Origin of the sequence: Streptomyces longwoodensis (assembly GCF_001514125.1) — a bacterium.
GTDB classification, from domain to species: Bacteria; Actinomycetota; Actinomycetes; order Streptomycetales; family Streptomycetaceae; genus Streptomyces; species Streptomyces longwoodensis.
Window position 1 is genome coordinate 1 of record NZ_KQ948549.1, and the last position, 26,086, is coordinate 26,086.

A 26,086-nucleotide genomic window follows, 5' to 3' on the forward strand; every position below is an offset into this window, starting at 1 on the left:
TCCTTTTACAGCTCCGGCTCTTGGGCACTGCCCAGGGGCCGGAGCTTTTTTGCGTTGAGGTAAGGTCAGTGAGCATCGTTGGCTCGTTTCCCACTGGAGGCCCCCGGGTGGAGGTCCAGGAGACCCGTGTCCAGACGGACCGGGTCCTCACCATCCCGAACATCCTGAGCATGGCTCGCCTGCTCGGCGTGCCCCTGTTCCTGTGGCTCATTTTGAGGCCCGAGTTCGGCGGTCCCAAGAGCGACGGCTGGGCCCTGCTCGTGCTCGCCCTCAGCGGGATCAGCGACTACCTGGACGGCAAGCTGGCGCGACGCTGGAACCAGATCAGCAGCCTCGGCCGGCTGCTCGACCCGGCCGCCGACCGGCTGTACATCCTCTCCACGCTGGTCGGCCTCACCTGGCGGGAGATCCTGCCGCTCTGGCTCACCGCCGTACTGCTCGCGCGCGAGCTGGTCCTGCTGGTGATGGTGGGCATCCTCCGGCGCCACGGTTATCCGCCGCCCCAGGTGAACTTCCTCGGCAAGGCGGCCACGTTCAACCTGATGTACGCGTTCCCGTTGCTGCTGCTCAGTGACGGAAGCGGATGGATCTCGTCACTCGCAGCTATTTTCGGATGGGCGTTCGCCGGATGGGGTACAACCCTCTATTGGTGGGCAGGAGTGCTGTATGTGGTGCAGGTCCGCCGCCTTGTCCGCGCGGACGCCATGACCGACTGATCCCGCAGCGTAGCGGTGTGCAATCGCTCGAGAAGCCCGCGGCGTGAAAGTGCGGGACAATCTTGACGGGTGAAGTCGGCTCACCGTCGTCTCTGTAGGAGGACGCTTCCGACATGAAGGCCGTCGTGATGGCCGGAGGCGAAGGCACGCGCCTTCGCCCTATGACCTCGAGCATGCCCAAGCCGCTCCTGCCGGTGGCCAACCGGCCGATCATGGAGCACGTTCTGCGGCTGCTCAAAAGGCATGGGCTCAACGAGACCGTCGTCACCGTCCAGTTCCTGGCCTCGCTGGTCAAGAACTACTTCGGTGACGGCGAGGAGCTCGGGATGGAGCTCACGTATGCCAATGAGGAGAAGCCACTCGGTACCGCCGGAAGCGTCAAGAACGCCGAAGAGGCGTTGAAGGACGATGCCTTCCTCGTCATCTCCGGCGATGCCCTGACGGACTTCGACCTCACCGAGCTGATCAACTTCCACAAGGAAAAGGGCGCGCTCGTCACCGTCTGTCTGACGCGGGTGCCCAACCCCCTGGAATTCGGCATCACCATCGTCGACGAAGAGGGCAAGGTCGAGCGCTTCCTGGAGAAGCCGACCTGGGGCCAGGTGTTCTCGGACACCGTGAACACCGGTATCTACGTGATGGAGCCCGAGGTCTTCGACTACGTCGAGGCCGACGTGCCGGTCGACTGGTCCGGCGACGTCTTCCCCCAGCTGATGAAGGAAGGCAAGCCGATCTACGGCTATGTCGCCGAAGGCTACTGGGAGGACGTCGGTACCCACGAGAGCTACGTGAAGGCCCAGGCCGACGTGCTCGAGGGCAAGGTCGACGTCGAACTCGACGGGTTCGAGATCTCGCCCGGCGTGTGGGTGGCCGAGGGTGCCGAGGTGCACCCGGACGCCGTGCTCCGGGGGCCGCTGTACATCGGCGACTACGCCAAGGTGGAGGCCGGCGCCGAGATCCGCGAGCACAGCGTCGTGGGCTCGAACGTGGTCGTCAAGAGCGGTGCCTTCCTGCACAAGTCCGTCGTGCACGACAACGTGTACGTCGGACCGCACAGCAACCTGCGGGGCTGTGTGGTGGGCAAGAACACCGACATCATGCGGGCCGCCCGGATCGAGGACGGCGCCGTCATCGGTGACGAGTGCCTGATCGGTGAAGAATCGATCGTGCAGGGCAACGTCCGCGTCTACCCGTTCAAGACCATCGAGGCCGGCGCGTTCGTCAACACCTCGGTGATCTGGGAGTCGCGCGGCCAGGCGAACCTGTTCGGCGCCCGCGGCGTCTCCGGCATCCTGAACGTCGAGATCACGCCCGAGCTCGCCGTGCGCCTCGCCGGTGCCTACGCGACGACCCTGAAGAAGGGCGCGACGGTCACCACGGCCCGCGACCACTCCCGCGGTGCCCGCGCGCTGAAGCGGGCGGTCATCTCCGCGCTGCAGGCCAGCGCCATCGACGTACGCGACCTGGAGAACGTGCCGCTGCCCGTGGCGCGGCAGCAGACCGCGCGCGGCAGCGCCGGCGGCATCATGATCCGGACGTCGCCCGGGGTGCCCGACTCCGTGGACATCATGTTCTTCGACTCCCAGGGGGCCGACCTCTCCCAGGGCAGCCAGCGCAAGCTGGACCGGGTGTTCGCGCGCCAGGAGTACCGGCGTGCGTTCCCGGGCGAGATCGGTGACCTGCACTTCCCGTCCAGCGTCTTCGACTCGTACACCGGGTCGCTGCTGCGCAACGTCGACACGACCGGGATCTCCGAGTCCGGGCTGAAGGTCGTCGTGGACGCCTCGAACGGCAGCGCCGGACTGGTCCTGCCGAGCCTGCTCGGCAAGCTGGGTGTCGACTCGCTGACCATCAACCCCGGTCTGGACGAGTCGCGGCCCACCGAGACCGCCGAGATGCGCCGCAAGGGCCTCGTGCGGCTCGGCGAGATCGTGGCGTCCTCGCAGGCCGCGTTCGGCGTACGGTTCGACCCCGTGGGCGAGCGGCTGTCGCTCGTCGACGAGAAGGGCCGGATCATCGAGGACGACCGGGCCCTGCTGGTGCTGCTCGACCTGGTGGCCGCCGAGCGGCGCAGTGGGCGGGTGGCTCTGCCGGTGACCACCACCCGGATCGCCGAGCAGGTCGCCGCGTACCACGGGACGCAGGTGGAGTGGACGACCACGTCGCCCGACGACCTGACGCGCGTCGGGGCGGACGAGTCGACCATCTTCGGCGGCGACGGCAAGGGCGGCTTCATCGTCCCCGAGTTCAGCAGCGTCTTCGACGGTACGGCCGCGTTCGTGCGGCTCATCGGCCTGGTGGCGCGCACGCAGCTCACGCTCAGCCAGATCGACGCGCGGATCCCGCGGGCGCACGTCCTCAAGCGGGACCTCGCGACGCCGTGGGCCGTCAAGGGCCTGGTCATGCGCCGGGTCGTCGAGGAGGCCGGGGACCGGTTCGTGGACACCACCGACGGCGTGCGCGTGGTGGAGGCCGACGGCCGCTGGGTGATGGTGTTGCCCGACCCGGCCGAGGCGGTCACGCACCTGTGGGCCGAGGGCCCGGACGACGCCTCCGCGCAGGCCCTGCTCGACGAGTGGGCTGCGGTCGTGGACAGCGCCGGGCGCTGACGAACCGCCGTACGCCCGCGTGCCGGACACGTGTCCCCGAGGGGGTCCGTCCGGCGCGCGGGTGGCCCCGTTCGGAGGTACCGGTCGCGACGTGCGACGATGTGCGGCATGCCGCAGCAGCCCCCCGTTCGGAGCACACCCGCGCGTCCGGCGCGCCCGGACGCGTCCATGTCGCTGCTCACCAACGTCATGGACCACAGCCTCGACGACGGGTACGCCGAGGCCGCCGCCCGCAAGCAGGGCGACGGCGGCATGCCCAAGACGCTGCGGGCCAAGCTGGGTCTCGCCGCCGGCCTCGTGCTGGCGGCGCTCGTCGTGACCGTCGGCGCGGCCCAAGCACGGGTCGCCGCGCCGGTCGTCGCCAAGGAGCGCGAGGAACTGATCGACCGCATCGACCGCGAGACCGAGGTGGCCGACAAGCTCGAGGCGTCCGTCGACAAGCTGCGCGACGACGTGAGCGCCCGCCAGCGGGCCGCCCTGGAGAAGAGCGGCGGTGGCGGCGGGGGCGACCTGGTGGGCGTCCTGTCCGGTGCCGTCGCCGTGCACGGCCCGGGCGTGAAGCTCGTCGTGAACGACGCCGAGGAGGCCAGCAGCGGCGGCAACGGCGATCCCCGGGAGACCGCCGACTTCTCCGACACCGGGCGCGTGCGCGACCGCGACATGCAGCGCGTGGTCAACGGCCTGTGGGAGTCGGGTGCCGAGGCCGTCTCGATCAACGGACAGCGGCTGACGTCCCTGTCGGCGATCCGGGCGGCGGGCGACGCCATACTGGTCGACAACAAGCCGCTGGTGCCGCCGTACACGGTGCTCGCGGTGGGGGACGGGAAGAACCTGAGCACCCGGTTCCAGGACAGCGCCGACGGCCTGTACCTGGACGCCCTGCGGGAGAACTTCGGCATCCGGACCGCGATCTCCGTGGAGGACGACGTCCGGCTGCCGGCGGCACCGAGTGTGATCGTACGAACAGCACAGCCGAGCACTGAGACGGAGAAGGGCACATCGTGATCGCCGTACTGGGCCTGGTCCTGGGGGTCGTGGCCGGACTGTTGGTCCGGCCCGAGATCCCGGCGGCCGTCGAGCCGTATCTGCCCATCGCCGTCGTGGCGGCGCTGGACGCCGTGTTCGGCGGGCTGCGGGCCATGCTGGACGGCATCTTCGACGACAAGGTCTTCGTGGTGTCGTTCCTGTCCAACGTGGTCGTGGCCGCGCTGATCGTCTTCCTGGGCGACAAGTTGGGCGTGGGGGCCCAGCTGTCCACGGGCGTGGTCGTGGTGCTGGGCATCCGCATCTTCTCCAACGCCGCGGCGATCCGCCGGCACGTGTTCCGGGCGTGACGCCGATGAGCGACCAGGACAGGACCCCCGAGAACCCGCTGCGCAGGGAACTGCCCGAGGAGGTGCCCGCGGCGCCCGCCGATCCGCAGGAGCCGCAGGAGGGCGGCCAGGAGCAGGAGCGGCTGAGCGGGCGGCAGCGGCTGGTGAAGGGCCTGTGGCCGCCGCGGGCGAGCCGCGCCCAACTCATCGTGGCCGTGCTGCTGTTCGGCCTCGGCTTCGGCCTGGCGGTGCAGGTCGCCTCGAACAGCGACAGCGACAGCGCGCTGCGCGGCGCCCGCCAGGAGGATCTCGTGCGCATCCTCGATGAACTCGGTGACCGCAGTCAGCGTCTTGGTGACGAGAAGCAGGGACTCGAGAAGCAGCAGCAGGAGCTGGAGAACAGCTCCGACCAGGCCGAGGAGGCCCGCCGGCAGACGGTCGAGAAGGAACGGCAACTCGGCATCCTGGCGGGCACGGTGGCGGCCCAGGGTCCCGGCATCACCATGACCATCGAGGACACGAAGGGGACGGTCCGGGCGGACATGCTGCTCGACGCGATCCAGGAGCTGCGCGCGGCCGGGGCGGAGGCGATCCAGGTCAACGGCGTGCGGGTGGTCGCCAATACGTACCTGACGGACTCCGGCAAGAGCGTGAGCGTCGACGGGAACAAGATCAACGCGCCCTATCGTTTCAAGGTCATCGGCAAGCCGCAGGACCTCGAACCGGCGCTCAACATCCCTGGAGGCGTGGTGCAGACCCTGGAGAAGGAGCAGGCCACCGTTACGGTGGAGCGGTCGGACAAGATCGTCGTGGACGCCTTGCGAGCGGCGAAGCAGCCTGACTACGCTCGGTCGTCCTCCCAGTGAACCGGGGGTGCATGGGGGACGTCCGGCAAGGGCATGAGGCTGCGGGGGGTCGGCGCACCGATCCGGTGGTGCGTGGTGGAAACTGTCTGGTGGATACGGACGTTGTGAAGGTGTCCGGGTCGACCGGTGTGTTCAGTCAGGGTTCGTCCTGCCCCACGGGCGGGTCTGTTTCGGTCAAGGGGAATCGCCCGTGAAGTTGTTTGCGAAGTTGTTCGGCAAGAGCGCGCGAGAGGGCAGCGACAACGCGACCGCCCGCCATCGCACACAGCCCGACGCGGAGGGCCAGCGGCCGCTGTTCCGGGACCAGGTGGCTGGTCCGGGTGACCTTTACGGAGGTCAGGGCGCGCCGTCTGTTGACCCTGCACAGTCCGGCGGCATAGGTTTCGGACAACCGTCAACCTCAAGTGCGGGTGGAGGGTTTTCCCCTATGTCGGCCCTGGTGTGTACGAGGTGCGGTAACCGCAACGCGGAGAACAGCCGCTTCTGCTCCAACTGCGGTGCTCCGCTGCGGGGCGGGGCCGAGCGCCCGTCGGAGACGACGTCCACCATCTCGATCTCCGGTCTCGAGGCCTACGACGCGGAGGCCACCGGCCAGACGCAGCTGCCCGCCCTGTCGCCCGAGGCGCAGGCCGCGGTGGACGCGCTGCCGCTGGGTTCCGCGCTGCTGGTCGTGCGACGCGGGCCGAACTCGGGCAGCCGCTTCCTGCTGGACGGCGACCTGACCACGGCCGGGCGTCACCCGCAGAGCGACATCTTCCTGGACGACGTGACGGTCTCCCGCCGCCACGTGGAGTTCCGCCGCAGCCCGGACGGGACGTTCACGGTCGCCGACGTCGGCAGCCTGAACGGCACGTACGTCAACCGCGAGCGGATCGACCAGGTCGCGCTGTCGAACGGGGACGAGGTGCAGATCGGCAAGTACCGGCTGGTCTTCTACGCGAGCCAGCGGGGCTACTGACCCTCCCCGGACTCCGGTCCGGGGACACCCCTGGGGAAGGTCCATGCTGCGAGACCCGAGGGGCGGTGCCGGACACGGCACCGCCGCCGCGGACAGCGGGCTGATGAGCATCGGCACGGTGCTGAACGTGCTGCGTGACGAGTTTCCCGAGGTCACCATCTCCAAGATCCGGTTCCTGGAGTCGGAGGGCCTGGTCGAGCCGCGGCGGACCCCGTCGGGGTACCGCAAGTTCAGCGCGGGGGACGTCGAGCGGCTGGCCCACGTCCTGCGGATGCAGCGGGACCACTACCTGCCGCTCAAGGTCATCCGGGAGCACCTGGACGCGATGGAGCGCGGTGAGGTCGGCCCCCTGCCCAGGCTGGGCCGGCAGCGCGACGGCGAGACGGCCCCCGAGGAGTCCCTTGAGGTGCCCACCGCCGCACGGATCGGGCGCGCCGAGCTGCTGGCGGCCGCCGGCATCGACGAGGCCGAGCTGGCCGAGTGGGAGTCGTACGGCCTGGTCGTCCCGCTGGAGCCCGGCGTCTACGACGCGGAGGCGGCCACCGTGGCCTCCCTGATCGCCGAGCTGGGCCGGTTCGGCATCGAACCCCGCCACCTTCGGGTGATGAAGGCGGCCGCCGACCGTGAGGCCGGACTGGTGGACCAGGTCGTCTCCCCGCTCAGGCGGCACCGCAACCCGCAGACCAGGGCCCACGCCGAGGCCCGCGCGAAGGAACTGGCGGGTCTGACGGTCAGACTGCACGCCGCGCTGGTGCAGACCGCGCTCGGCGTCCGGCTGCCCTGACGGCCCGCTGAGGGTTCACTGACGGCCTGCGGCACGCCCCGCGGGCGCCGTTCGCCCTCGGCGGATCGGCCGGCCGATCCCGGCCCGACTACCCAAACGTCTCGGACACGGCCTAGGGTTGCTGTGTGAACGAGCTCGATGTCGTAGGTGTCCGGGTCGAGATGCCCTCCAACCAACCGATCGTGCTCCTGCGTGAAGTGGGAGGCGACCGCTACCTCCCCATCTGGATCGGACCGGGGGAGGCGACCGCGATCGCCTTCGCCCAGCAGGGCATGGCTCCCGCACGGCCGCTGACCCACGACCTGTTCAAGGACGTGCTGGAGGCCGTGGGCCAGGAGCTCACCGAAGTGCGCATCACGGACCTGCGGGAGGGCGTCTTCTACGCGGAGCTGGTCTTCGCCAGCGGCGTCGAGGTGAGCGCCCGCCCGTCCGACGCCATAGCGCTGGCCCTGCGCACCGGGACGCCGATCTACGGCAGCGACACGGTGCTCGACGACGCCGGTATCGCCATCCCGGACGAGCAGGAGGACGAGGTGGAGAAGTTCCGCGAGTTCCTCGACCAGATCTCGCCCGAGGACTTCGGCACCAGCAGCCAGTAGCCGCGGCAGACGCGGGAGGCGCGCACCACGGGCCGGGCGGCCGGCAGGACGCCGCCGGGCCGGCGGGCGGGGCGTCCGTCCCGCGCGTGGGGGTTCCCCGGCATGTGCCGTCGGCCGAGGGGAGCGTCATACGGCTCGTCCTCGAGCGCATTCGGCTAGCCTTTCCCCGCGGTGGGGTACGGGAAACCACTCTCAGGGTGATTATCACTCGGCGTGCCGAGTGTGGCGATCGTTGACGCACCCCTGGTGACTGCCTACCGTCGAGAAGGCAGTTCAAGGACGGAGGTCGGCGTGAGAAGCAGCGGCGACGGTACGGCTGGGGGTGCCCCCGGACGCGGAGTCGGGGGAAGCGGTCCGTATGCGCTCCACGGCGGCGCGGCCGACCACGCTCCGCAGCGACCGACGGCCGTGCCGAGCGGCGGAGGGGCGACGTCCATGGCGTCCGAGCAGATCGGCTACCGCGGTCCGACGGCCTGCGCGGCCGCCGGCATCACCTACCGCCAACTGGACTACTGGGCCCGCACCGGGCTCGTAGAGCCGAGCGTGCGGCCCGCCCACGGGTCCGGGACCCAGCGCCTGTACAGCTTCCGGGACGTCGTCGTCCTGAAGATCGTCAAGCGCTTCCTGGACACCGGCGTGTCCCTGCAGAACATCCGCACCGCCGTGCAGCACCTCAGGGAGCGGGGTTTCCGTGACCTGGAGCGCATGACGCTGATGAGCGACGGCGCCACCGTCTACGAGTGCACCTCGCCCGACGAGGTCCACGCCCTGCTCCAGGGCGGCCAGGGCGTCTTCGGCATCGCCGTGGGCGTGGTGTGGCGGGACGTCGAGAGCGCCCTGTCGCAGTTGCACGGGGAGCGCGTGGACACCGGCGAGACGCTTGTCGGGCACAACCCGGCCGACGAGCTGGCGCGGCGGCGCAACCGGGCCGTCTGAGACGCCGTACGGACGCCCCTGCGCAAAGCGGGGGCGTCCTCGCGGGTCGCGCGGGGGCGCCGACTGCCGTTGTCAGTGGTGTGGTGCAGCATCGGAGGTGTGCGGAACGCGCCCACCATCCTGCATCTCGACATGGATGCCTTCTTCGCCCAGGCGGAGCAGGCGTCCAAGCCGAGCCTGCGCGGCAAGGCGGTGGTCGTGGGCGGCCTCGGGCCCCGCGGGGTCGTGGCCACCGCGTCCTACGAGGCGCGGGTTTTCGGGGTGCACTCGGCGATGCCCATGGCCCAGGCGCGCCGCCTCGCCCCCAACGCCGCCTACCTCACCCCCCGCTTCACCTTCTACCGGGCGATCAGCGACCAGGTCATGGCACTGCTGCGGGCCCTGTCGCCGCTCGTGGAGCCGCTCAGCCTGGACGAGGCGTTCGTCGACCTGGAGGCCGGGGGAGCGGCCTGGGACAGCGACTCGGCGCGGCTGACCGGGGTCCGGCTGCGGACCGACATCCGGGCGGTCACCGGGCTCACCGGGTCGGTCGGCCTGGCCGCCTCCAAGATGCTCGCGAAGATCGCCTCCGAGCAGGCCAAGCCGAACGGCCTGGTGCTCATCGAGCCGGGGACCGAGCGGGCGCTCCTCGGGCCGCTGTCGGTGCGGACGCTGCCGGGCGTGGGCCCGGCGACGGGCGACCACCTGCGGCGGGCCGGGATCACCACGATCGACGAGATCGTGGAGGCCGGTGAGGACGAGCTGGTGCGGCTGCTCGGCAAGGCCCACGGGCACGGCCTGTACGCCATGGCGCTGGCGCGCGACGAGCGGCCCGTGGTGGCCGAGCGGGAGACCAAGTCCGTCTCCGTCGAGGACACCTACGACGTGGACATCCACGACCGGCTCCGGGTGGGCCTGGAGGTGCAGCGGCTCGCCGACCGGTGCGTGCGGCGGCTGCGCGGGGCCGGGCTGTCGGGGCGGACGATCGTGCTCAAGGTGCGGCGGTACGACTTCTCCACCCTGACCCGTTCGGAGACCCTGCGCGGGCCCACGGACGACCCGGCCGTGGTCCGGGAGGCGGCGGCCCGGCTGCTGGACTCGGTGGACACCACCGGTGGGGTGCGGCTGCTCGGGGTGGGCGTCTCGGGACTGGCCGACTACACCCAGGAGGACCTGTTCGCGCAGGCCGCCGGGGAGCACCCCCTCGGGTCCGAGGAGGAGGCGGCGGTGCCGGAGGAGACCCGGCCGGCCGCGTCCGTTCCCGCCGAGCACTCCTGGCGGCCCGGGCACGACGTGCGGCACGCCTCGCTCGGTCACGGGTGGGTGCAGGGCAGCGGTCTGGGCCGGGTCACCGTGCGGTTCGAGACGCCGGACTCGGAGCCCGGGCGGGTGCGGACGTTCCGCGTCGACGACCCGGACCTGGAACCGGCCGACCCGCTGCCCCTGGTGCCGGTCCGGCCGTCCGGGGAGGGCGGAGCGGCCCGGGCGGACGGCGGGGCGGGGCCGGAGCAGACCGGGGTGGGGAGCGGGGCCGTGGGGGGCTGAGCGAGGGCGCGGGGGCGGCTGGTGCGGGTGGAGGTGCGCCGGGGCGTCGGTGGAGGGTGGCTGGAGTGGGGTGGAGGCAGGGTGGAGCGCCGGTCGAGGGGGGCCGGGGGCGTCGGACCGGCCCGTCCGGGCGGTGGAGGGCTGCCGGAGCGCGGGTCGGGGGTCGCTCGGGCGTGGTCGGGCCGGGCGGTGGCGGGGTCGAGGGGGGGCGGAGGACCGGTGGACGGTGCGTGGGGCCGCGGTCAGGCCGGGCCGGCGGCGCGGTGGAGACGGTCGGCCACTCGAGGGCGGCTGGGTCCGGGGTGGGGCCCGGCTCTTGGCAGGGTGGAGGCCCTCCCGAGCGGGGGTGGAGTCCGGCCCGAGCGGGGGTTGAGACCGGCTGGGGCCGAGGGCCCGTTCGTCGGGGCAGTGGAGCGGGCTGCCCTGGGGGTGGAGGCCCACCGGAGTGCCGGTCCGGGGCGGCTGGGGGCGCAATGCAGCGGGGCCGGTGGCGCGGTGGAGGGAGCGGGGGCCGCTCCACGTCGTACCGACCGGAGGTCGAGGAGCGGACGGTGCCGTGCGGCCGCGGGCGGGGCCGGCTGTCGGCCGAGCGGGGGCGTGGTGTCGGCGGGGCGAGGGCGTGGTGCCGTCCGGGGGGTCAGGCCTCGGCCGGGCGGCAGGAGCGCGGGTCCGGCCGGCTCGTCAGACCTCGTCCGGGTTGCCCGCCAAGCGGCCGAAGTCGCGGTCCGGAGGCGGGGGCGTGGCGGCCACGTCGAGGCCGTAGTGGTGGTAGAGCTGCAGTTCCTGCTCGGGGGAGAGGTGGCGGCCCACGCCGAAGTCCGGGGCCTCCTTGATCAGGGACCGGTCGAAGGGGACCCGCAGGGCGCCCTCGACCAGCTCGCTGGGCTCCAGCGGGACGAACGCGTCCCGGGAGAACAGACCGGTCCGTATGGCCGCCCACTCCGGTACGCCGGTCGCGTCGTCGAGGTACACCTCGTCGATGGTGCCGATCTTGGTGCCGCTGCGGTCGAACGCCTTGCGGCCGATCAGGTGGCGCGGATCGATGTCGGTCTGCACGGTCCCTCCATGTGGTCGCAATGGGCGCACTCGTCCGTCAGCACTACGAAAGAGCACAATCGCCCCCGCGGCCACTCGAAGGCCACGGCGTTGACCTCGCTGGTACGCTGACAGCGGCTGCTGACCCCGTGCGGGAGAGTCCTCCGAGTTCCATGGAGGCGCCGAAGGAGCAAATCCTCCCCGGAATCTCTCAGGCCCACGTACCGCACGGACGAGGTCACTCTGGAAAGCAGGGCGGGTGTCGACGGCGTCCGCTCTCACCGACGGTGAAAGCCGGACGTCCCCCGGGCCGTCCGGTGAAGCTCTCAGGTTGAGATGACAGAGGGGGAGGCCGTCGGGGCACCCGTGCCGTGGTGTCCCTCGAAGGTCGCGTCAGACCAGGAGGCCTCCGCAATGACCGCCCACCGCACTCCGCTCACCGAGCTCGAAGAGGGCATCCCCTTCGAGCAGCGCCACATCGGGCCCGACCAGGAGGCGCGGGCCAAGATGCTCGCGCAGGTCGGGTACGGCTCGCTCGACGAGCTCACCGCCGCCGCCGTGCCGGACGTGATCAAGAACGCCGACGCGCTGGACCTGCCCGGTGCCCGCAGCGAGGCCGAGGTGCTGGCCGAGCTGCGCTCGCTCGCCGACCGCAACCAGGTGCTCGGCTCGATGATCGGGCTCGGCTACTACGGCACGTTCACGCCGCCCGTCATCCTGCGCAACGTCATGGAGAACCCGGCCTGGTACACGGCGTACACGCCCTACCAGCCGGAGATCTCCCAGGGCCGCCTGGAGGCGCTGCTCAACTTCCAGACCATGGTCGCCGACCTGACGGGGCTGCCCACCTCCGGCGCCTCGCTGCTCGACGAGAGCACCGCCGCCGCCGAGGCGATGGCGCTGTCCCGGCGCATGGGCAAGAACAAGAAGGGCCTGTTCCTGATCGACGCGGACGCGCTGCCGCAGACCGTCGCCGTGATCCGCACCCGGGCCGAACCGACCGGCGTCGAGGTGGTCGTCGCCGACCTCGCCGAGGGCATCCCGGCCGACCTCGCCGAGCGCGAGATCAACGGTGTGCTGGTCCAGTACCCGGGCGCCTCCGGCGTCGTGCGCGACATACGGCCCGTCATCGAGCAGGCCCACGAGCTGGGCGCGGTCGTCACGGTCGCCGCCGACCTGCTGGCGCTGACCCTGCTGACGTCGCCCGGTGAACTGGGGGCCGACATCGCGGTGGGCACGACGCAGCGGTTCGGTGTGCCGATGGGCTTCGGCGGCCCGCACGCCGGCTACATGGCCGTCCAGGAGAAGTTCGCGCGGAGCCTGCCCGGGCGGCTCGTCGGGGTGTCCGTCGACGCGGACGGGCACAAGGCCTACCGGCTCGCGCTGCAGACGCGTGAGCAGCACATCCGGCGCGAGAAGGCCACCAGCAACATCTGCACCGCGCAGGTCCTGCTGGCCGTCATGGCCGGCATGTACGCGGTCTACCACGGCCCCGAGGGACTGCGGGCGATCGCGCGGCGCACCCACCGGTACGCCTCGATCCTGGCCGCCGGGCTGACCGCGGGCGGCGTCGAGGTCGTGCACGGCACCTACTTCGACACGGTGACCGCACGGGTGCCCGGCAAGGCCGCCGAGGTCGTCGCGGCCGCCCGCGACAAGGGGGTCAACCTGCGGCTCGTCGACGCCGACCACGTGTCGGCCGCCTGCGACGAGACCACCACGCGCGCGCAGCTCACCGCCGTCTGGGACGCCTTCGGTGTCCGCGGCGACGTCGAGGCGCTCGACGCGGCCGCCGGGGACGTGCTGCCCGACGGGCTGCTGCGGTCCGACGACTTCCTGACCCACCCGGTGTTCCACCAGCACCGCTCCGAGACGGCGATGCTGCGCTACCTGCGCCGGCTCTCCGACCGCGACTACGCGCTCGACCGCGGCATGATCCCGCTGGGCTCCTGCACCATGAAGCTCAACGCGACGACCGAGATGGAGCCGGTCACCTGGCCGGAGTTCGGGCAGCTGCACCCGTTCGCGCCCGCCGAGCAGGCCGAGGGCTACCTCACGCTGATCCGTGAGCTGGAGGAGCGGCTCGCCGAGGTCACCGGGTACGACAAGGTCTCCCTCCAGCCCAACGCCGGGTCGCAGGGCGAGCTGGCCGGTCTGCTGGCCGTGCGCGGCTACCACCGCGCCAACGGCGACGAGGGCCGCACCGTCTGCCTCATCCCGTCCTCGGCGCACGGCACCAACGCCGCCAGCGCCGTCATGGCCGGCATGAAGGTCGTCGTCGTGAAGACCGCCGAGGACGGCGAGATCGACGTCGAGGACCTGCGCGCCAAGATCGAGCAGCACCGCGAGCAGCTCGCCGTGCTGATGATCACCTACCCGTCGACGCACGGCGTCTTCGAGGAGCACGTCGCCGACATCTGCGCCCAGGTGCACGAGGCGGGCGGCCAGGTCTACGTCGACGGCGCCAACCTCAACGCGCTGGTCGGCCTCGCCAAGCCGGGCCACTTCGGCGGCGACGTCTCCCACCTGAACCTGCACAAGACGTTCTGCATCCCGCACGGCGGCGGCGGCCCCGGCGTCGGCCCCGTGGCCGTGCGGTCGCACCTGGCGCCGTACCTGCCGAACCACCCGCTGCAGCCCGCCGCCGGGCCCGAGACGGGCGTCGGGCCGATCTCGGCCGCGCCGTGGGGCTCCGCGGGCATCCTGCCGATCTCCTGGGCCTACGTGCGGCTCATGGGCGGCGAGGGGCTCAAGCGGGCCACGCAGGTCGCCGTGCTGTCCGCGAACTACGTCGCCAAGCGCCTGGAGCCGCACTACCCCGTGCTCTACACCGGCCCCGGCGGGCTGGTCGCGCACGAGTGCATCATCGACCTGCGGCCGATCACCAAGGCCACCGGTGTGAGCGTGGACGACGTGGCCAAGCGGCTCATCGACTACGGCTTCCACGCGCCGACGATGTCCTTCCCGGTGGCCGGCACGCTGATGATCGAGCCGACCGAGTCGGAGGACCTGGCCGAGCTGGACCGCTTCTGCGACGCGATGATCGCCATCCGCGCCGAGATCGAGAAGGTCGGCGCGGGCGACTGGCCGGCCGAGGACAACCCCCTGCGGGGCGCCCCGCACACCGCCGCCGCGCTCGGCGGGGAGTGGGAGCACGCCTACACCCGCGAGGAGGCCGTGTTCCCGGGCGGGGTGTCCGCCGCCGACAAGTACTGGCCGCCGGTGCGCCGCATCGACCAGGCGTACGGCGACCGGAACCTGGTCTGCTCCTGCCCGCCGCTGGACGCGTACGACGACTGAGCGGACGGGCCGCCGGGCGGCCGGGCCGGTCCGGCCGCGCGCCGGGCACACCGAGGGCCCCCCACCGACGGGTGGGGGGCCCTCGGCCGTGTCAGCCCGTGTGGACGCGGGGCCGGCGGGCGCGGTCCGGTTCGGCCTCGCGCAGCACCTCCCGGGTGACCGGGGCGACCTCGCCCTGGCCGAAGAGGAAGAAACGCAGGAAGTTGGCGAACGGGCTGCCCTCGGTCCACTCGAAGTAAATGTGCGGCGTGCAGCCGGTCGTGTCGCGCACGTGCAGGAGCAGGGCCGCCAGGGCGTTGGGGATGGAGGACGACTCCAGGGTCAGGACGCGGTAGCGGCCGTGCAGGACCTCGCCGCGGACCACCAGCCGGCCCTCGAACTCGGACGGGTCGGTGACCGTGACCTCGGCGAAGACGAAGTCCTCGCGGGCGGGGAGGTCGTTGTCCTCGCGGATCTGCTCGATCTTGTCGCGGTACTCGGCGAGGTCGCGGCGGTCGGGCTCGTTGGCGATGAAGCGCAACTTGCGGCTGGCCGCGTCCCGCACGAACCGCTCCGCCAGGGGGTCGAGCGTGACGTCGGTGACGCGCAGCTCGAAGGCGCGGGCCAGCCGGGACAGCAGCGAGACGGCGATGATGCCGGCGATGAAGCAGGCACCGATCTTCACGCCGTCGGGCCGTTCGATGACGTTGACGACGGTGACGTAGAGCAGCACCGCCGAGACCACGCCGAAGGTGACGGTCCAGCCGCGCTGTCCGGCCCGGCGCGCGGCGATGGTGACCGCGATCGCGGCGGAGGACATCAGCACCAGCACGCCGGTGGCGTAGGCGCCGCCCTGGGCGTCGACGTCGGCGTCGAAGACCCAGGTGACCAGGAAGGCGATCAGGGTGAAGACCAGCACCATCGGGCGCACTGCGCGGGCCCAGTGCGGGGCCATGCCGTAGCGGGGCAGGTAGCGCGGCATCAGGTTGAGCAGGCCGGCCATCGCGGAGGCGCCGGCGAACCACAGGATGGCGATGGTGGACACGTCGTAGACCGTGCCGAAGGTGTTGCCGAGGTATTCGTGCGCCAGGTAGGCGAGGGCGCGGCCGTTGGCCTGGCCGCCGGACTCGAACTCCTTCTCCGGGATGAGCACGGTGGTGAGGAAGCTGGTGACGATCAGGAAGACGCTCATGATGAGGGCGGCGGTCGTCAGCAGCTTCTTGGTGTCGCGGATACGGCCCGCCGGGTGCTCCTCGGTGTCGCCGGGATCGCCCTTCACGTGCGGCATGACGGCGACGCCGGTCTCGAAGCCGGACAGGCCGAGGGCGAGCTTGGGGAAGACCAGCAGGGAGACGCCGACCATCGCGAAGACGTTGCCGTGCTCGGCGGTCAGCGCGTGGGACCAGTCGGTGACGACGTGGCCGGCGGTGACCACGTGCCAGAAGCCGGCGGCCACGACGACCGCGTTGAGGGCCAGGTAGGTGGCGACCAGGGCGACGGCGACCCCGATCGCCTCCAGGAAGCCCTTGAGGAACACCGCGCCGAGCAGGGCGACGAGCAGGAGGGTGATCAGCATGCGCTGGCCGTGCAGGGCCTCGGTCAGGTGCGGGTTCTCCACCAGGTGGGTCGAGGCGTCGGCCGCGGACAGGGTGATGGTGATCAGGAAGTCGGTGGCGGCGAAGCCCAGCAGGGTCAGGACGAACAGCTTGCCCTTCCAGAAGGTGAGCAGCCGCTCCAGCATGGCGATCGAGCCCTCGCCGTGCGGTGACTCCTCGGCGACCCGGCGGTAGACCGGCAGGGCGCCCGCGAGGGTCACGACCACCAGGACGACGGTCGCCACGGGGGAGAGCAGTCCGGCCGCGAGGGCGGCGATGCCCGGCTGGTAGCCGAGGGTGGAGAAGTAGTCGACGCCCGTCAGGCACATGACCCGGTACCAGGCCTGGCCGCGGTGCGGGGGCTCCGGCGTGGCGTGCGGTCCCGTGACGCCCTGGCCCTTGCCCATGTCCGACAGCCCCTCGAGCATCCAGGAGCGCAGCCGACTGGGCGCGGGGTGCTCGGTCGTGCTCATGGGGGTGCTCCTGGTGCTGGTCAGCGTGGGTGGGGGCCATCACGCGGACGGCGGCTCCAGCGTAGGCCGAGGGTGCGGCGGCGGCCCGCGGATCAAGGGGCCGGGGCCGTCAAGCCTGCGTTAAGGGTTCCGCCCGTGTGGGTGAGCGGGCCTCGATGGCGACGGCGCGCCGGGGCGTCATGTTCGAGGGGCTGGACGAATGTTTCGCTGCCCCTGTCGAGGCGCCGATCCGGTCGCCGATTGGCCGTGTCCGGGGGGTTGCCACCCCTCGGACCGTCTCCCTAGGGTGCGGCAGCAACCGAAGTTTTCTGGACGCGCGCCGAAACTTTCGAGGAGCATCCATGGGCGACCCGGCACTGTCCCGCCGCGGCTTCCTGGCGGCCTCCGCCGCCGCCGGCGTCAGCATGACGGCGCTGAGCGCCTGCGGCGGCGACTCGGACGGGGGGTCGTCGTCCGGCACGACCACCGTCGAGTGGTGGAACATCTCCACCACCCAGCCGACCAAGGACGTCTGGGCCGGCCTCGCCCGGCAGTTCGAGGCACAGAACCCCAAGGTCAAGATCAAGGTCGTCCAGCTCGAGAACGACGCGTACAAGTCGAAGATGACCGCGCTGACCGCATCGGGCAAGCTCCCCGACATCTTCCACACCTGGGGCGGGGGAGTGCTCAGGCAGCAGGTCGAGGCCGGACTCGTCGAGGACCTCGGCGAGCGGACCGCGCCGTGGTCCGAGGGCCTGCTGAAGGTCGCCAAGGAGCCCTACCTGATCGACGACAAGGTCTACGGCATCCCGTTCGACATCGGCATGATCGGCTTCTGGTACAACAAGGCCCTCTTCCGGCGGGCCGGGATCGCCCAGCCGCCCACCACGTGGAGCGGGTTCCTCGACGCGGTCAGGAAGCTGAAGGCGGCCGGCACCACGCCCATCGCGCTGGCCGGCAAGGAGAAGTGGCCCGGCATGTACTACTGGGCCTACCTGGCGATGCGCACCGCGGGCGCCAACGCGCTCGGCAAGGCCAACGACGCCAAGGACTTCACCGGCGACGGCTTCGTCCGCGCCGGGCAGCACCTCCAGGAACTCGTGGACCTCCAGCCCTTCCAGAAGGGCTTCCTCGGCGCCGCCTACTCCACGCCCACCGGACAGGCGGCCGCCGTCGGCAACGGCAGGGCCGCCATGGAACTCATGGGCCAGTGGGCGCCGGTGGTGCAGGCCGACGCCGGCAAGGGCCTCGGCGCCGACCTCGGGTTCTTCCCCTTCCCCGCGGTCGAGGGCGGCCGGGGGGCCATCACCGAGGTGTTCGGCGGGGGCGGCGGACACGCCCTGCGCAAGGGCGCCCCGCAGGCGGCGGTGGACTTCCTGAAGTTCTTCGCCTCCGCCGCCACCGACACCACGCTCGTCAAGAAGACCGGCGTGCTCCCCGTCGTGCCGTCCGCGGAGAGCGCCCTGACCGATCCCAACCTCACGGCGGTCCAGGCCCAGTTGAAGGCCGCCACCGGGTTCCAGCTCTACCTCGACCAGGCGTACGCGCCCGCCGTCGGCCAGGAGGTCAACGACAGCGTCGCCGCCCTCGTCGCGGGCTCCAAGTCGCCCCGGCAGGTGGCCGAGTCGATCACCAAGGCCGCGAAGGAAGAGCAGTAGCAGGCGATGGCCTCCACCTACCTCCCCGAGGAGCGGAGCGGCGTCGACGTCGCCTCCCTGCCCCCGGCCGCCGAACGACCCAGGGGGCGGGCGCGGCGGCGCGTGGTGCACCACCTCACCGCCTACGGCCTCCAGGTGCCCGCCCTGGTGCTGTTCGGGACGCTGGTCCTGCTGCCGCTGCTGTTCGCGCTGTACGCGTCGTTCTTCCGCTGGGGCGGCTTCGGCATGCCCGAGGACGCCGTCGGCGGCGACAACTTCACCCGGCTGTTCCAGGACCCGGTGTTCCGGGGCGACCTGTGGCGCTGCCTGGTCCTCGTGCTGCTCTCGCTCGGCCTCCAGCTGCCGTTCGCGCTGGCGCTGGCGGTCGCGCTCAACCAGCGGCTGCGCGGCCGGGCCGTCTACCGCATGCTGTTCTTCGCGCCCTACGTCCTGTCCGAGGCGATCACCGGCGTGCTGTTCGGCATGATCTTCGCGCCGGGCGACGGGCTCGCCGACCACGTCCTCGGCGGGGTCGGCCTGGACGGCCCGGCCGGGAAGTGGTTCTCCGACCCCTCCACCGTGATGGCCACCCTCTTCCTCGTCATGATGTGGAAGTACTTCGGCTTCCACATGATGCTCTACCTGGCCGGACTCCAGGCCGTCCCGGCCGAGTTGACCGAGGCGGCGCTGATCGACGGGGCCGGGCCCTGGCAGCGCTTCCGGCACGTCACCCTGCCGCTGCTCGCCCCCACCCTGCGCATCAGCGTCTTCCTGTCGGTCATCGGCTCCGTCCAGCTCTTCGACCTGGTGTGGGTGATCACGGCGGGCGGACCCGACCACCACTCCGAGACGATGGCCGTGACCATGTTCCAGTACGGCTTCAAGCGCTACCAGGTCGGCTACGCCAGCGCGATCAGCGTGGTCATGTTCGGCATCAGCCTCGTCTTCGCCCTCGCCTACCAGCGGTTCGTGCTCCGCCGCGACCTGGCGGGCGCCACCACGACCATGCGAGGAGGCGGCGCGTGAAGGCCCCCCGGACGTCGAAGACCCTGTCGCTGCACGCCGTCCTGCTGGTGGTCGGCGCGGTGATGGCCGTACCGCTGCTGTACGCCGTGCTGTCCGGCTTCAAGTCGACCGACCAGCTCTCCCGCAACCCCGTCGGCCTGCCCGACCCGTGGGTCACCTCCAACTACACCGGCATCCTCGCCTCCGGGAGCTTCTGGCGGCTGGTCGGCAGCAGCACCTTCATCGCGATCGGGACGACGGTGGTGGTCGTCGCGGTGTCCGCACTCGCCGCGTTCTCCTTCGCCCGGTTCGCCTTCCGCGGACGGGAGGTGCTGTTCACCCTGTTCACCATCGGCCTGATGTTCCCGTTCGCGGTGGCGGCCCTCCCGCTGTTCCTGCTGCTGCGCTCGATGGGACTGCTCGACGACCCGCTCGGCGTGATCCTGCCGCAGGCCGCGTTCGGACTGCCGATGACCATCGTCATCCTGCGCGGCTTCTTCCGGGAGATCCCGGCCGAACTGGAGGAGGCGGCCACCCTCGACGGCTGCGGCCCGCTGGGCTTCTTCTGGCGGGTGCTGCTGCCCATGGCCCGCCCCGCCCTCGGCACCGTCTCGGTGCTCGCCGTGGTGGCCAGCTGGAACAACTTCCTGCTGCCGCTGCTGGTGTTCACCGACGACACCTGGTGGACCGTCCCGATCGGCGTCCAGCAGTTCCAGGGCCAGTACTCCTCGGACACCGCCCGGGTGTTCGCCTACCTGGTCCTCGCCATGGTCCCGGCCCTGGCCTTCTACTCGGTCGCCGAGCGGCAGCTCGTCGGCGGCCTCACCGCCGGCGCCACCAAGGGATGACCCGCGCCCGCGGACGTACGGCCCCCGCCCGCACCCCGTCGTGAGGAGTCGCACCATGCACAGCACCGCCCGGACCCGTCTCAGGATCGCCGGGGCGCTCGCCACCGTGCTGGTCGCCGCCGGGATCGCCGCCGGCCCGGCCGCGCAGGCCGGCGACCGCCCCCACCGGCAGCCCACGCTCGCCGACCTGGCCGAACGCCACGGCCGCTACCTCGGCAGCGCCACCGACAACCCCGAACTCACCGACACCGCCTACACGGACGTCCTCGGCCACGAGTTCGACATGATCACGCCCGGCAACGGCATGAAGTGGTACGCCACCGAGCCCCAGCAGGGCGTCTTCGACTGGACCGCCGGCGACGAGATCGTGGACCTCGCCCGCTCGCACCACCAGCGGGTCCGCGCCCACACCCTGGTCTGGCACAGCCAGCTCCCGGACTGGCTGACCAGCCGCACCTGGACGGCCGACGAGCTGCGCGCCGTGCTGAAGCACCACATCCAGACCGAGGTGCGCCACTACCGCGGCACGGTCTACTCCTGGGACGTCGTCAACGAGGCGTTCAACGAGGACGGCACCTACCGGGAGACGCTCTTCTACACCACCCTCGGCCCGGGCTACATCGCCGACGCCCTGCGCTGGGCCCACGAGGCCGACCCGCACGCCAAGCTGTACCTCAACGACTACAACATCGAGGCGGTCGGTCCCAAGAGCGACGCCTACTACGCCCTCGCGCGACAGCTGAGGGCCCAGCGCGTCCCGCTCGACGGCATCGGCCTGCAGGCCCATCTCGCCCTCCAGTACGGCTATCCGGCCAGCCTGGAGGACAACCTGCGCCGCTTCTCCCGCCTCGGCCTGGACACCGCGCTCACCGAGGTCGACGTGCGGATGCAGCTCCCGGCCACCGAGGACAAGCTCGCCCGACAGGCCGACTGGTACCGGGACATGACCGAGGCGTGCCTCGCGGTGCGCCGCTGCGTCGGCATCACGATCTGGGATTACACGGACAAGTACTCCTGGATCCCGGCCTTCTTCCCCGGTGAGGGCGCGGCCCTGCCGTGGGACGAGCAGCTCGCGCCGAAGCCGGCCTACTACGCGATCCGGGACGCGCTGGACTGAGCCGCGGGCGGCGCGGTGCTGCAGCGCACCACCAGGTCCGTGCCGAGCTCCACCCGCGGCGAGCCGGGGTGCTCGCCGCGGGCGAGGCGCAGCACCGTGCGGACGGCCAGCCGGCCCATGTCGGCGAGCGGCTGGCGGACCGTGGTCAGGGGCGGCGCGGACCAGCGGACCTCGGGCAGGTCGTCGAAGCCGACCACGCTCATGTCCTCCGGGACGCGCAGCCCCCGCCGGCGCAGCGCCTCGATCGCGCCGAGCGCCATCTGGTCGCTGGCGGCGAACAGCGCCGTAGGCGGCTCGGGCAGGTCCAGGAGGGCGGTGCAGCCGGCGAAGCCCGACTCGGGGCGGAAGTCACCGGGGACCACCAGGGCCGGGTCGACGGAGAGCCCGGCGGCCTCCAGGGCCGCGCGGTAGCCGTCGTGGCGGGCCCGCGAGCACAGCAGCCGGGACGGGCCCGCGATCAGCGCGATCCGGCGGTGGCCCAGGGACAGCAGGTGCTCGGTGGCCGCCAGCCCGCCGGCCCAGTTGGCGGCGCCGATGGTCGGGGCGTCGGCGCCGGGCGAGCCCGTCGGATCCACCACAACCAACGGGACCCCGAGGACGCGCAGTTGGTCCTGGAGTCCCGGCTCCAGGGCGGAGGTGACCAGGATGACGCCGTCGGAGGCGCGGGCGCGCAGGTTGCGCATCCACTCGCGGGCGGCGCCCGAGCGGCCGTGGATCGCCGACACGACGGTGCCGACGCCGGCGGTGTGCGCGACCTCCTCGACGCCGCGCAGGATCTCCACCGCCCACGGGCTGTCGAGGTCGTGGAAGACCAGGTCGAGCAGGGCGGCGCCGGCGGAGGGGGCCGGGGAGCGCCTGCGGTAGCCGTGCCGGCGCAGCAGGTCCTCGACCCGCGCACGCGTCCCGGGCGCGACGTCGGAGCGCCCGTTGACCACCCGGGACACCGTCGGCACGGAGACCCCGGCCTCGCGGGCGATCGCCGTGATGGTGACCTTCCCCCGGGGCGCCGACGGGCCGGACGCCGTGGACGGCCCCTCGCCGTCGTCCTCGTACGCTGCCACTGCCCCCACCTCCGTCACCGCGGGCGCCCCGACGCGCCGCGCCGCCCTCTGCGAAACGTCCAGGAGTCTTCCGGAAACGGGGCGGTGCTGGGAAGGCGTACCTAGGGGGTGTCTTGTCGATCAGGCCGGGCTCGCGGCGTCTGGCACCGCGCCTCGCCGCGTTGTCGTCGGTCCCCGATGCTCCGCATCGACTCCCTCCTCCGCCTTGCGATGCACGGCACCAGACGCCGCTCCCTGATCCGGCCTGATCGACAAGACACCCCCTAGGAGGAAACGGCCGCTACGGGGAGTGACCGGGGCTCCCCGTGCGTCGGGGCCGGTGCGCAGCGACGGTCTGCGTCCGGCCCCTCGGTGCCGCGGGCGGCGCGTCGGCCGCCCGGTGGTGGCCGGGCGCCGTGCCGGGCGCCCGGTGCTGGTCGGGCGCCGCTCCGGCCGCCCGGTGGTGATCAGGCTGCCGTCACGACCCGGCCGGTGGCCAGCGGGCGGTGCGGGGCGATGATCTGGCCGTCCGGCAGGAGCTCACCGGTGTCCTCGAAGAGGAGGACGCCGTTGCACAGCAGGCTCCAGCCCTGCTCCGGGTGGTGCGCCACGAGGCGGGCGGATTCCCGGTCGGCGGAGTGCGCGGTCGGACACGGTGGCTGGTGCTGGCACATGGATGGGATCTCTCGCTCTGACGTGAGGTGTGGAAGGTGCGTGGTCGTCGTCCCGCGGCGTGAAACGTCGTTCATGGCCGCCCCCCGTTGTGATAAGTCGGTCGGAGTCCAGTGTTGCCCCACGGGCGTCGATCCGCAGGGATTTCGCGGCACCGCTTCTCACAGGTTCATGACGCGTCACCCGGGCGGGCGGTTCATCGTCGCCGCGGGGTCACTTCGGGGGGTTTCCAGGGGGCCGGAAGGGACTAGTCCCCGGTCGGGGCGACGAGTTGGCGGCGGCGGACGGCGGGCCGGACGCACCGCACCCCGCCGCCCGGGCCGCGGCGGCGGGGCACGGGGGGCGGGGTGCGGGGGTCGGGGTGGCGCGGGGCCGGCCGGTCAGGCCGACAGCAGGGGCGCGGGCGTCACCCGGAGCGTGAGCAGCGGGAGCAACTCGGCGACCCGGTGCGGCCGGTGGGCCGCGATGCCGGGCGGGGCGGGCGCGAGCGGGACCAGCAGGTCGGTCGGGGCGGGATGGCCGCCGGTGCCGTCCGAGGCGCAGTCGCCGTGCAGCCACAGGGTGAGCATGTACAGGCCCGGCACGGACAGCAGGCGGGCCTGGTACGGCTGGGCCGTCGACTCCGCCTGGCGCACGGCGAGTTCGGTCGAGGCGATGTAGGGGCCCTCGAAGAAGTACGCGAAGGCCCAGCCGTCCGGGGTCAGCCGGGTCTCGGCCGCGGCCACCGCACGCTCGCCGCTGCGGATCAGGAACCGCCAGCCGGCCAGCCGGGTCACGGCCCGGCCCTCAGGGGTGATCCGGTCCAGCACGTGGACGGGCAGCGGGAGTTCGGGTGTGGTGGGTCCCTGCGCGGCGCGCAGGGACGGGGTCCGGGCCTCTCGGACGGCGGTGGGTGATCCGAGTGCGGTGAGGACGGAGCGCAGGGCGGGCGCGGGAGCCGGGGGAACGTGCAACGGCATGGTGGGTCGCCTCTCAATCGACAGGCCACGGTGCGAGGGCGGGGGCGGACGGCGCTGTCAGCTCGCGGGGGCAGTCGGGCGGGGCCGGAGTCGGAGTCGGTCGCGGAGACAGGTGTGGCCTGCCGTCCGTCACCTCGACGACAGGCTGTTGCGACGTGGGCGCCCACCTTCTGCCTTGTCGCGGAGTTTATACGACACGTGTTCAGACTGTGTTTCGGCTAGCCGACTGCGGGGCACGCGGCAAGGGTGAATTCGGTCGGCGAAACGTGGAGAATCATCCCGATTCTTCTGGGGAGGCAATCCGGTGACCTCGTGATATGCACGCACAACGGTCGGCCAATTCTTGTCGGCGTTTTTCACGAGTTACCCGGCCCGTGAAAACACGATCTGCGTCATGCCCCGTGAATGTGCCTCCGGTCACTGTGCAAGCTTAGCGGGCGATCGGGCGGCGCGGGGACGTTATCGATCGTCGCGGCGGGGCATCATCCACCGTGACCGGGACACCGGCGGCCGCACCCGCGGCCCGCCCAGGCGAGGAAGGACCCTTCGATGGGGGAGAAGATCGAGGCAGGCGGTTTCGACCTGTCCGATCGTCAGCGCTACCGCGACAAGCTCCGGCAGTGCCTGACGGGGCTGGAGCGACTCCTGGCCGACGAGCGCTTCGACCGCCCGAAGAACCTCATGGGGCTCGAGATCGAGCTGAATCTCGCGGGCGGCGACGGTATGCCGAGAATGCTGAACGGTGAGGTGCTGGAGAGGATCGCCAGCCGCGATTTCCAAACAGAACTCGCCATGTTCAACCTGGAAGTCAACATCGCCCCGCACCGGCTCGGCGGCCGTGTATTCGACCGGCTCGCCGAGGAACTCCGCACGTCCCTGGCCTATGCGGACCGCAAGGCGGGCGAGGTCGACGCGGGAATCGTGATGATCGGCATTCTGCCGACGCTGGAGCGGGACGACCTGGTCTCCTCCAACCTTTCCGAGGTCGACCGCTACGCCCTGCTCAACGAACAGATCGTCGCGGCCCGGGGCGAGGAGTTCACCCTCGACATCGAGGGCGTGGAGCGGCTGTCCTGCACGGCGAAGTCGATCACCCCCGAGGCCGCCTGCACCTCCGTGCAGCTGCACCTCCAGGTGACCCCGGCCCGCTTCCCCGCCGTCTGGAACGCGGCGCAGGCGGTGGCCGCCGCGCAGGTGGCCGTCGGCGCCAACGCGCCGTTCCTGTTCGGGCACGAGCTGTGGCGTGAGTCCCGGCCCCCGCTGTTCCTCCAGTCCACCGACACCCGCCCGCCGGAGCTCCAGGCCCAGGGGGTGCGGCCGCGGACCTGGTTCGGGGAGCGCTGGATCTCCTCCGCCTACGAGCTGTTCGACGAGAACCTGCGCTACTTCCCGGCCCTGTTGCCGATCTGCGACGAGGAGGACCCGCTGGAGGTCCTCGACGCGGGCGGGGTGCCCAAGCTCGCCGAACTCGTCCTGCACAACGGCACGGTGTACCGCTGGAACCGGCCCGTCTACGACGTCGCCGACGGCGTCCCGCACCTGCGGGTGGAGAACCGCGTCCTGCCGGCCGGCCCGACCATCACCGACGTCCTGGCCAACGCGGCCTTCTACTACGGCGTGGTCCGCGCCCTCGCCGAGGAGTCGCGCCCGGTGTGGACCCGGATGCCCTTCGAGACGGCCGCCGACAACTTCGACACCGCCTGCCGCTACGGCATCGACGCCCGCCTGCAGTGGCCCCGGCGCGGACGGCTCGGGGGCCTCGCGGAGGTCGACGCCGTGAGCCTCGTACGGGACGAGCTGCTGCCGCTGGCCGAGGCGGGGCTGGACGCGTGGGGCGTGGAGCCCGCCGACCGGGACCTGTACCTCGGGGTGATCGACGAGCGCTGCCGGCGGCGGACCAACGGGGCGTCCTGGCAGGCGGCCACCTTCCACCAGGGGCTGGAGGCGGGGCTGTCCCGCGAGGAGGCGCTCGCGGCCACCACGCGGCGCTACCGCGAGCTGATGCAGAAGGGCGAGCCGGTGCACCTGTGGCCGGTGGGACTCCGGGAGCCCGTGCCCATGGGATAGGGGCGCGCACGAGCCACCGGCTCGGGCGGACCACGAGGTGAGGAGGGGCCGACGCGGCTCCGGTCGGGACGATCG

21 protein-coding genes and 1 riboswitch are annotated in these 26,086 nt (G+C 71.8%); of the genes, 16 read left to right on the forward strand and 5 right to left on the reverse strand.

What is annotated here, in order from left to right; translation table 11 throughout:
* Window positions 1-107: 107 nt before the first annotated feature.
* The 10 genes from clsA to AQJ30_RS00050 all read left to right on the forward strand — a co-directional run bounded on the left by clsA (window position 108) and on the right by AQJ30_RS00050 (window position 10,305).
* Window positions 108-716: a cardiolipin synthase ClsA gene (gene clsA / locus AQJ30_RS00005; protein ID WP_067228809.1), complete on the forward strand. Its 609-nt coding sequence runs from the start codon at window positions 108-110 to the stop codon at window positions 714-716.
* Window positions 717-829: 113 nt separating this feature from the next.
* Window positions 830-3,325 carry a mannose-1-phosphate guanyltransferase gene (locus AQJ30_RS00010; protein ID WP_067227379.1) on the forward strand — a complete coding sequence of 832 codons (2,496 nt, stop codon included), beginning with the start codon at window positions 830-832 and terminating at the stop codon, window positions 3,323-3,325.
* A gap of 99 nt (window positions 3,326-3,424) precedes the next feature.
* On the forward strand, window positions 3,425-4,330 hold the full coding sequence (locus AQJ30_RS00015; protein WP_107119451.1) for a DUF881 domain-containing protein: 906 nt from the start codon (window positions 3,425-3,427) through the stop codon (window positions 4,328-4,330).
* Entirely contained in the window at window positions 4,327-4,659 is a 333-nt protein-coding gene (locus AQJ30_RS00020) for a small basic family protein (protein ID WP_067227382.1), read from the forward strand. The genes AQJ30_RS00015 and AQJ30_RS00020 overlap by 4 nt, the downstream gene beginning before the upstream one ends.
* 5 nt (window positions 4,660-4,664) lie before the next feature.
* A complete protein-coding gene (locus AQJ30_RS00025; RefSeq protein ID WP_067227384.1) occupies window positions 4,665-5,504 on the forward strand; it encodes a DUF881 domain-containing protein in 840 nt (279 codons plus the stop codon).
* An 82-nt stretch (window positions 5,505-5,586) separates the two neighbouring features.
* Window positions 5,587-6,462: an FHA domain-containing protein gene (locus AQJ30_RS36375; RefSeq protein WP_079083684.1), complete on the forward strand. Its 876-nt coding sequence runs from the start codon at window positions 5,587-5,589 to the stop codon at window positions 6,460-6,462.
* A 43-nt stretch (window positions 6,463-6,505) separates the two neighbouring features.
* Window positions 6,506-7,246: a transcriptional regulator FtsR gene (gene ftsR / locus AQJ30_RS00035; RefSeq protein WP_067227386.1), complete on the forward strand. Its 741-nt coding sequence runs from the start codon at window positions 6,506-6,508 to the stop codon at window positions 7,244-7,246.
* A 125-nt stretch (window positions 7,247-7,371) separates the two neighbouring features.
* A complete protein-coding gene (locus AQJ30_RS00040; RefSeq protein WP_026253112.1) occupies window positions 7,372-7,845 on the forward strand; it encodes a bifunctional nuclease family protein in 474 nt (157 codons plus the stop codon).
* Between the two features lie 291 nt (window positions 7,846-8,136).
* Window positions 8,137-8,781 carry a MerR family transcriptional regulator gene (locus tag AQJ30_RS00045; RefSeq protein WP_079083685.1) on the forward strand — a complete coding sequence of 215 codons (645 nt, stop codon included), beginning with the start codon at window positions 8,137-8,139 and terminating at the stop codon, window positions 8,779-8,781.
* A gap of 99 nt (window positions 8,782-8,880) precedes the next feature.
* Window positions 8,881-10,305 (forward strand): DNA polymerase IV, encoded by a 1,425-nt coding sequence (locus AQJ30_RS00050; RefSeq protein WP_067227388.1) that lies wholly within the window; start codon window positions 8,881-8,883, stop codon window positions 10,303-10,305.
* 681 nt (window positions 10,306-10,986) lie between these two features.
* Here the strand turns inward: AQJ30_RS00050 and AQJ30_RS00055 are convergent.
* Window positions 10,987-11,361, reverse strand: coding sequence for a PRC-barrel domain-containing protein (locus AQJ30_RS00055; RefSeq protein ID WP_067227389.1), 375 nt, complete (start codon window positions 11,359-11,361; stop codon window positions 10,987-10,989).
* Between the two features lie 121 nt (window positions 11,362-11,482).
* A riboswitch (glycine riboswitch) is annotated at window positions 11,483-11,577 on the forward strand.
* A 177-nt stretch (window positions 11,578-11,754) separates the two neighbouring features.
* On the opposite strand from AQJ30_RS00055, the gene gcvP reads away from it, so the two are divergent.
* Complete coding sequence (gcvP, locus tag AQJ30_RS00060) at window positions 11,755-14,640, forward strand: aminomethyl-transferring glycine dehydrogenase (RefSeq protein WP_067227390.1); 2,886 nt, start codon at window positions 11,755-11,757, stop codon at window positions 14,638-14,640.
* 91 nt (window positions 14,641-14,731) lie between these two features.
* Here gcvP and AQJ30_RS00065 read toward each other — a convergent pair whose 3' ends face one another.
* Entirely contained in the window at window positions 14,732-16,687 is a 1,956-nt protein-coding gene (locus AQJ30_RS00065) for an APC family permease (RefSeq protein WP_067227392.1), read from the reverse strand.
* A gap of 341 nt (window positions 16,688-17,028) precedes the next feature.
* On the opposite strand from AQJ30_RS00065, the gene AQJ30_RS00070 reads away from it, so the two are divergent.
* The 4 genes from AQJ30_RS00070 (at window position 17,029) to AQJ30_RS00085 (ending at window position 21,273) form a co-directional block, all read left to right on the forward strand.
* Complete coding sequence (locus AQJ30_RS00070) at window positions 17,029-18,324, forward strand: extracellular solute-binding protein (protein ID WP_067227394.1); 1,296 nt, start codon at window positions 17,029-17,031, stop codon at window positions 18,322-18,324.
* 6 nt (window positions 18,325-18,330) lie between these two features.
* Window positions 18,331-19,329: a carbohydrate ABC transporter permease gene (locus AQJ30_RS00075; RefSeq protein WP_067227398.1), complete on the forward strand. Its 999-nt coding sequence runs from the start codon at window positions 18,331-18,333 to the stop codon at window positions 19,327-19,329.
* A 62-nt stretch (window positions 19,330-19,391) separates the two neighbouring features.
* A complete protein-coding gene (locus tag AQJ30_RS00080; RefSeq protein WP_245726801.1) occupies window positions 19,392-20,156 on the forward strand; it encodes a carbohydrate ABC transporter permease in 765 nt (254 codons plus the stop codon).
* 55 nt (window positions 20,157-20,211) lie between these two features.
* Window positions 20,212-21,273, forward strand: a complete 1,062-nt coding sequence (locus tag AQJ30_RS00085) for an endo-1,4-beta-xylanase (protein WP_067227402.1) — start codon at window positions 20,212-20,214, stop codon at window positions 21,271-21,273.
* Here AQJ30_RS00085 and AQJ30_RS00090 read toward each other — a convergent pair.
* From AQJ30_RS00090 to AQJ30_RS00100, 3 genes are all read right to left on the reverse strand, one after another.
* The gene (locus AQJ30_RS00090; protein WP_079083687.1) at window positions 21,246-22,334 is read right to left on the reverse strand and encodes a LacI family DNA-binding transcriptional regulator; all 1,089 of its coding nucleotides are present in this window, start codon (window positions 22,332-22,334) and stop codon (window positions 21,246-21,248) included. The genes AQJ30_RS00085 and AQJ30_RS00090 overlap by 28 nt on opposite strands.
* Before the next feature lie 446 nt (window positions 22,335-22,780).
* Window positions 22,781-22,987, reverse strand: coding sequence for a DUF5999 family protein (locus AQJ30_RS00095; protein WP_067227404.1), 207 nt, complete (start codon window positions 22,985-22,987; stop codon window positions 22,781-22,783).
* A 378-nt stretch (window positions 22,988-23,365) separates the two neighbouring features.
* Window positions 23,366-23,944, reverse strand: a complete 579-nt coding sequence (locus AQJ30_RS00100) for a hypothetical protein (RefSeq protein WP_067227406.1) — start codon at window positions 23,942-23,944, stop codon at window positions 23,366-23,368.
* Between the two features lie 549 nt (window positions 23,945-24,493).
* On the opposite strand from AQJ30_RS00100, the gene AQJ30_RS00105 reads away from it, so the two are divergent.
* Window positions 24,494-26,011, forward strand: coding sequence for a glutamate-cysteine ligase family protein (locus AQJ30_RS00105; protein WP_067227408.1), 1,518 nt, complete (start codon window positions 24,494-24,496; stop codon window positions 26,009-26,011).
* Window positions 26,012-26,086 lie beyond the last annotated feature (75 nt).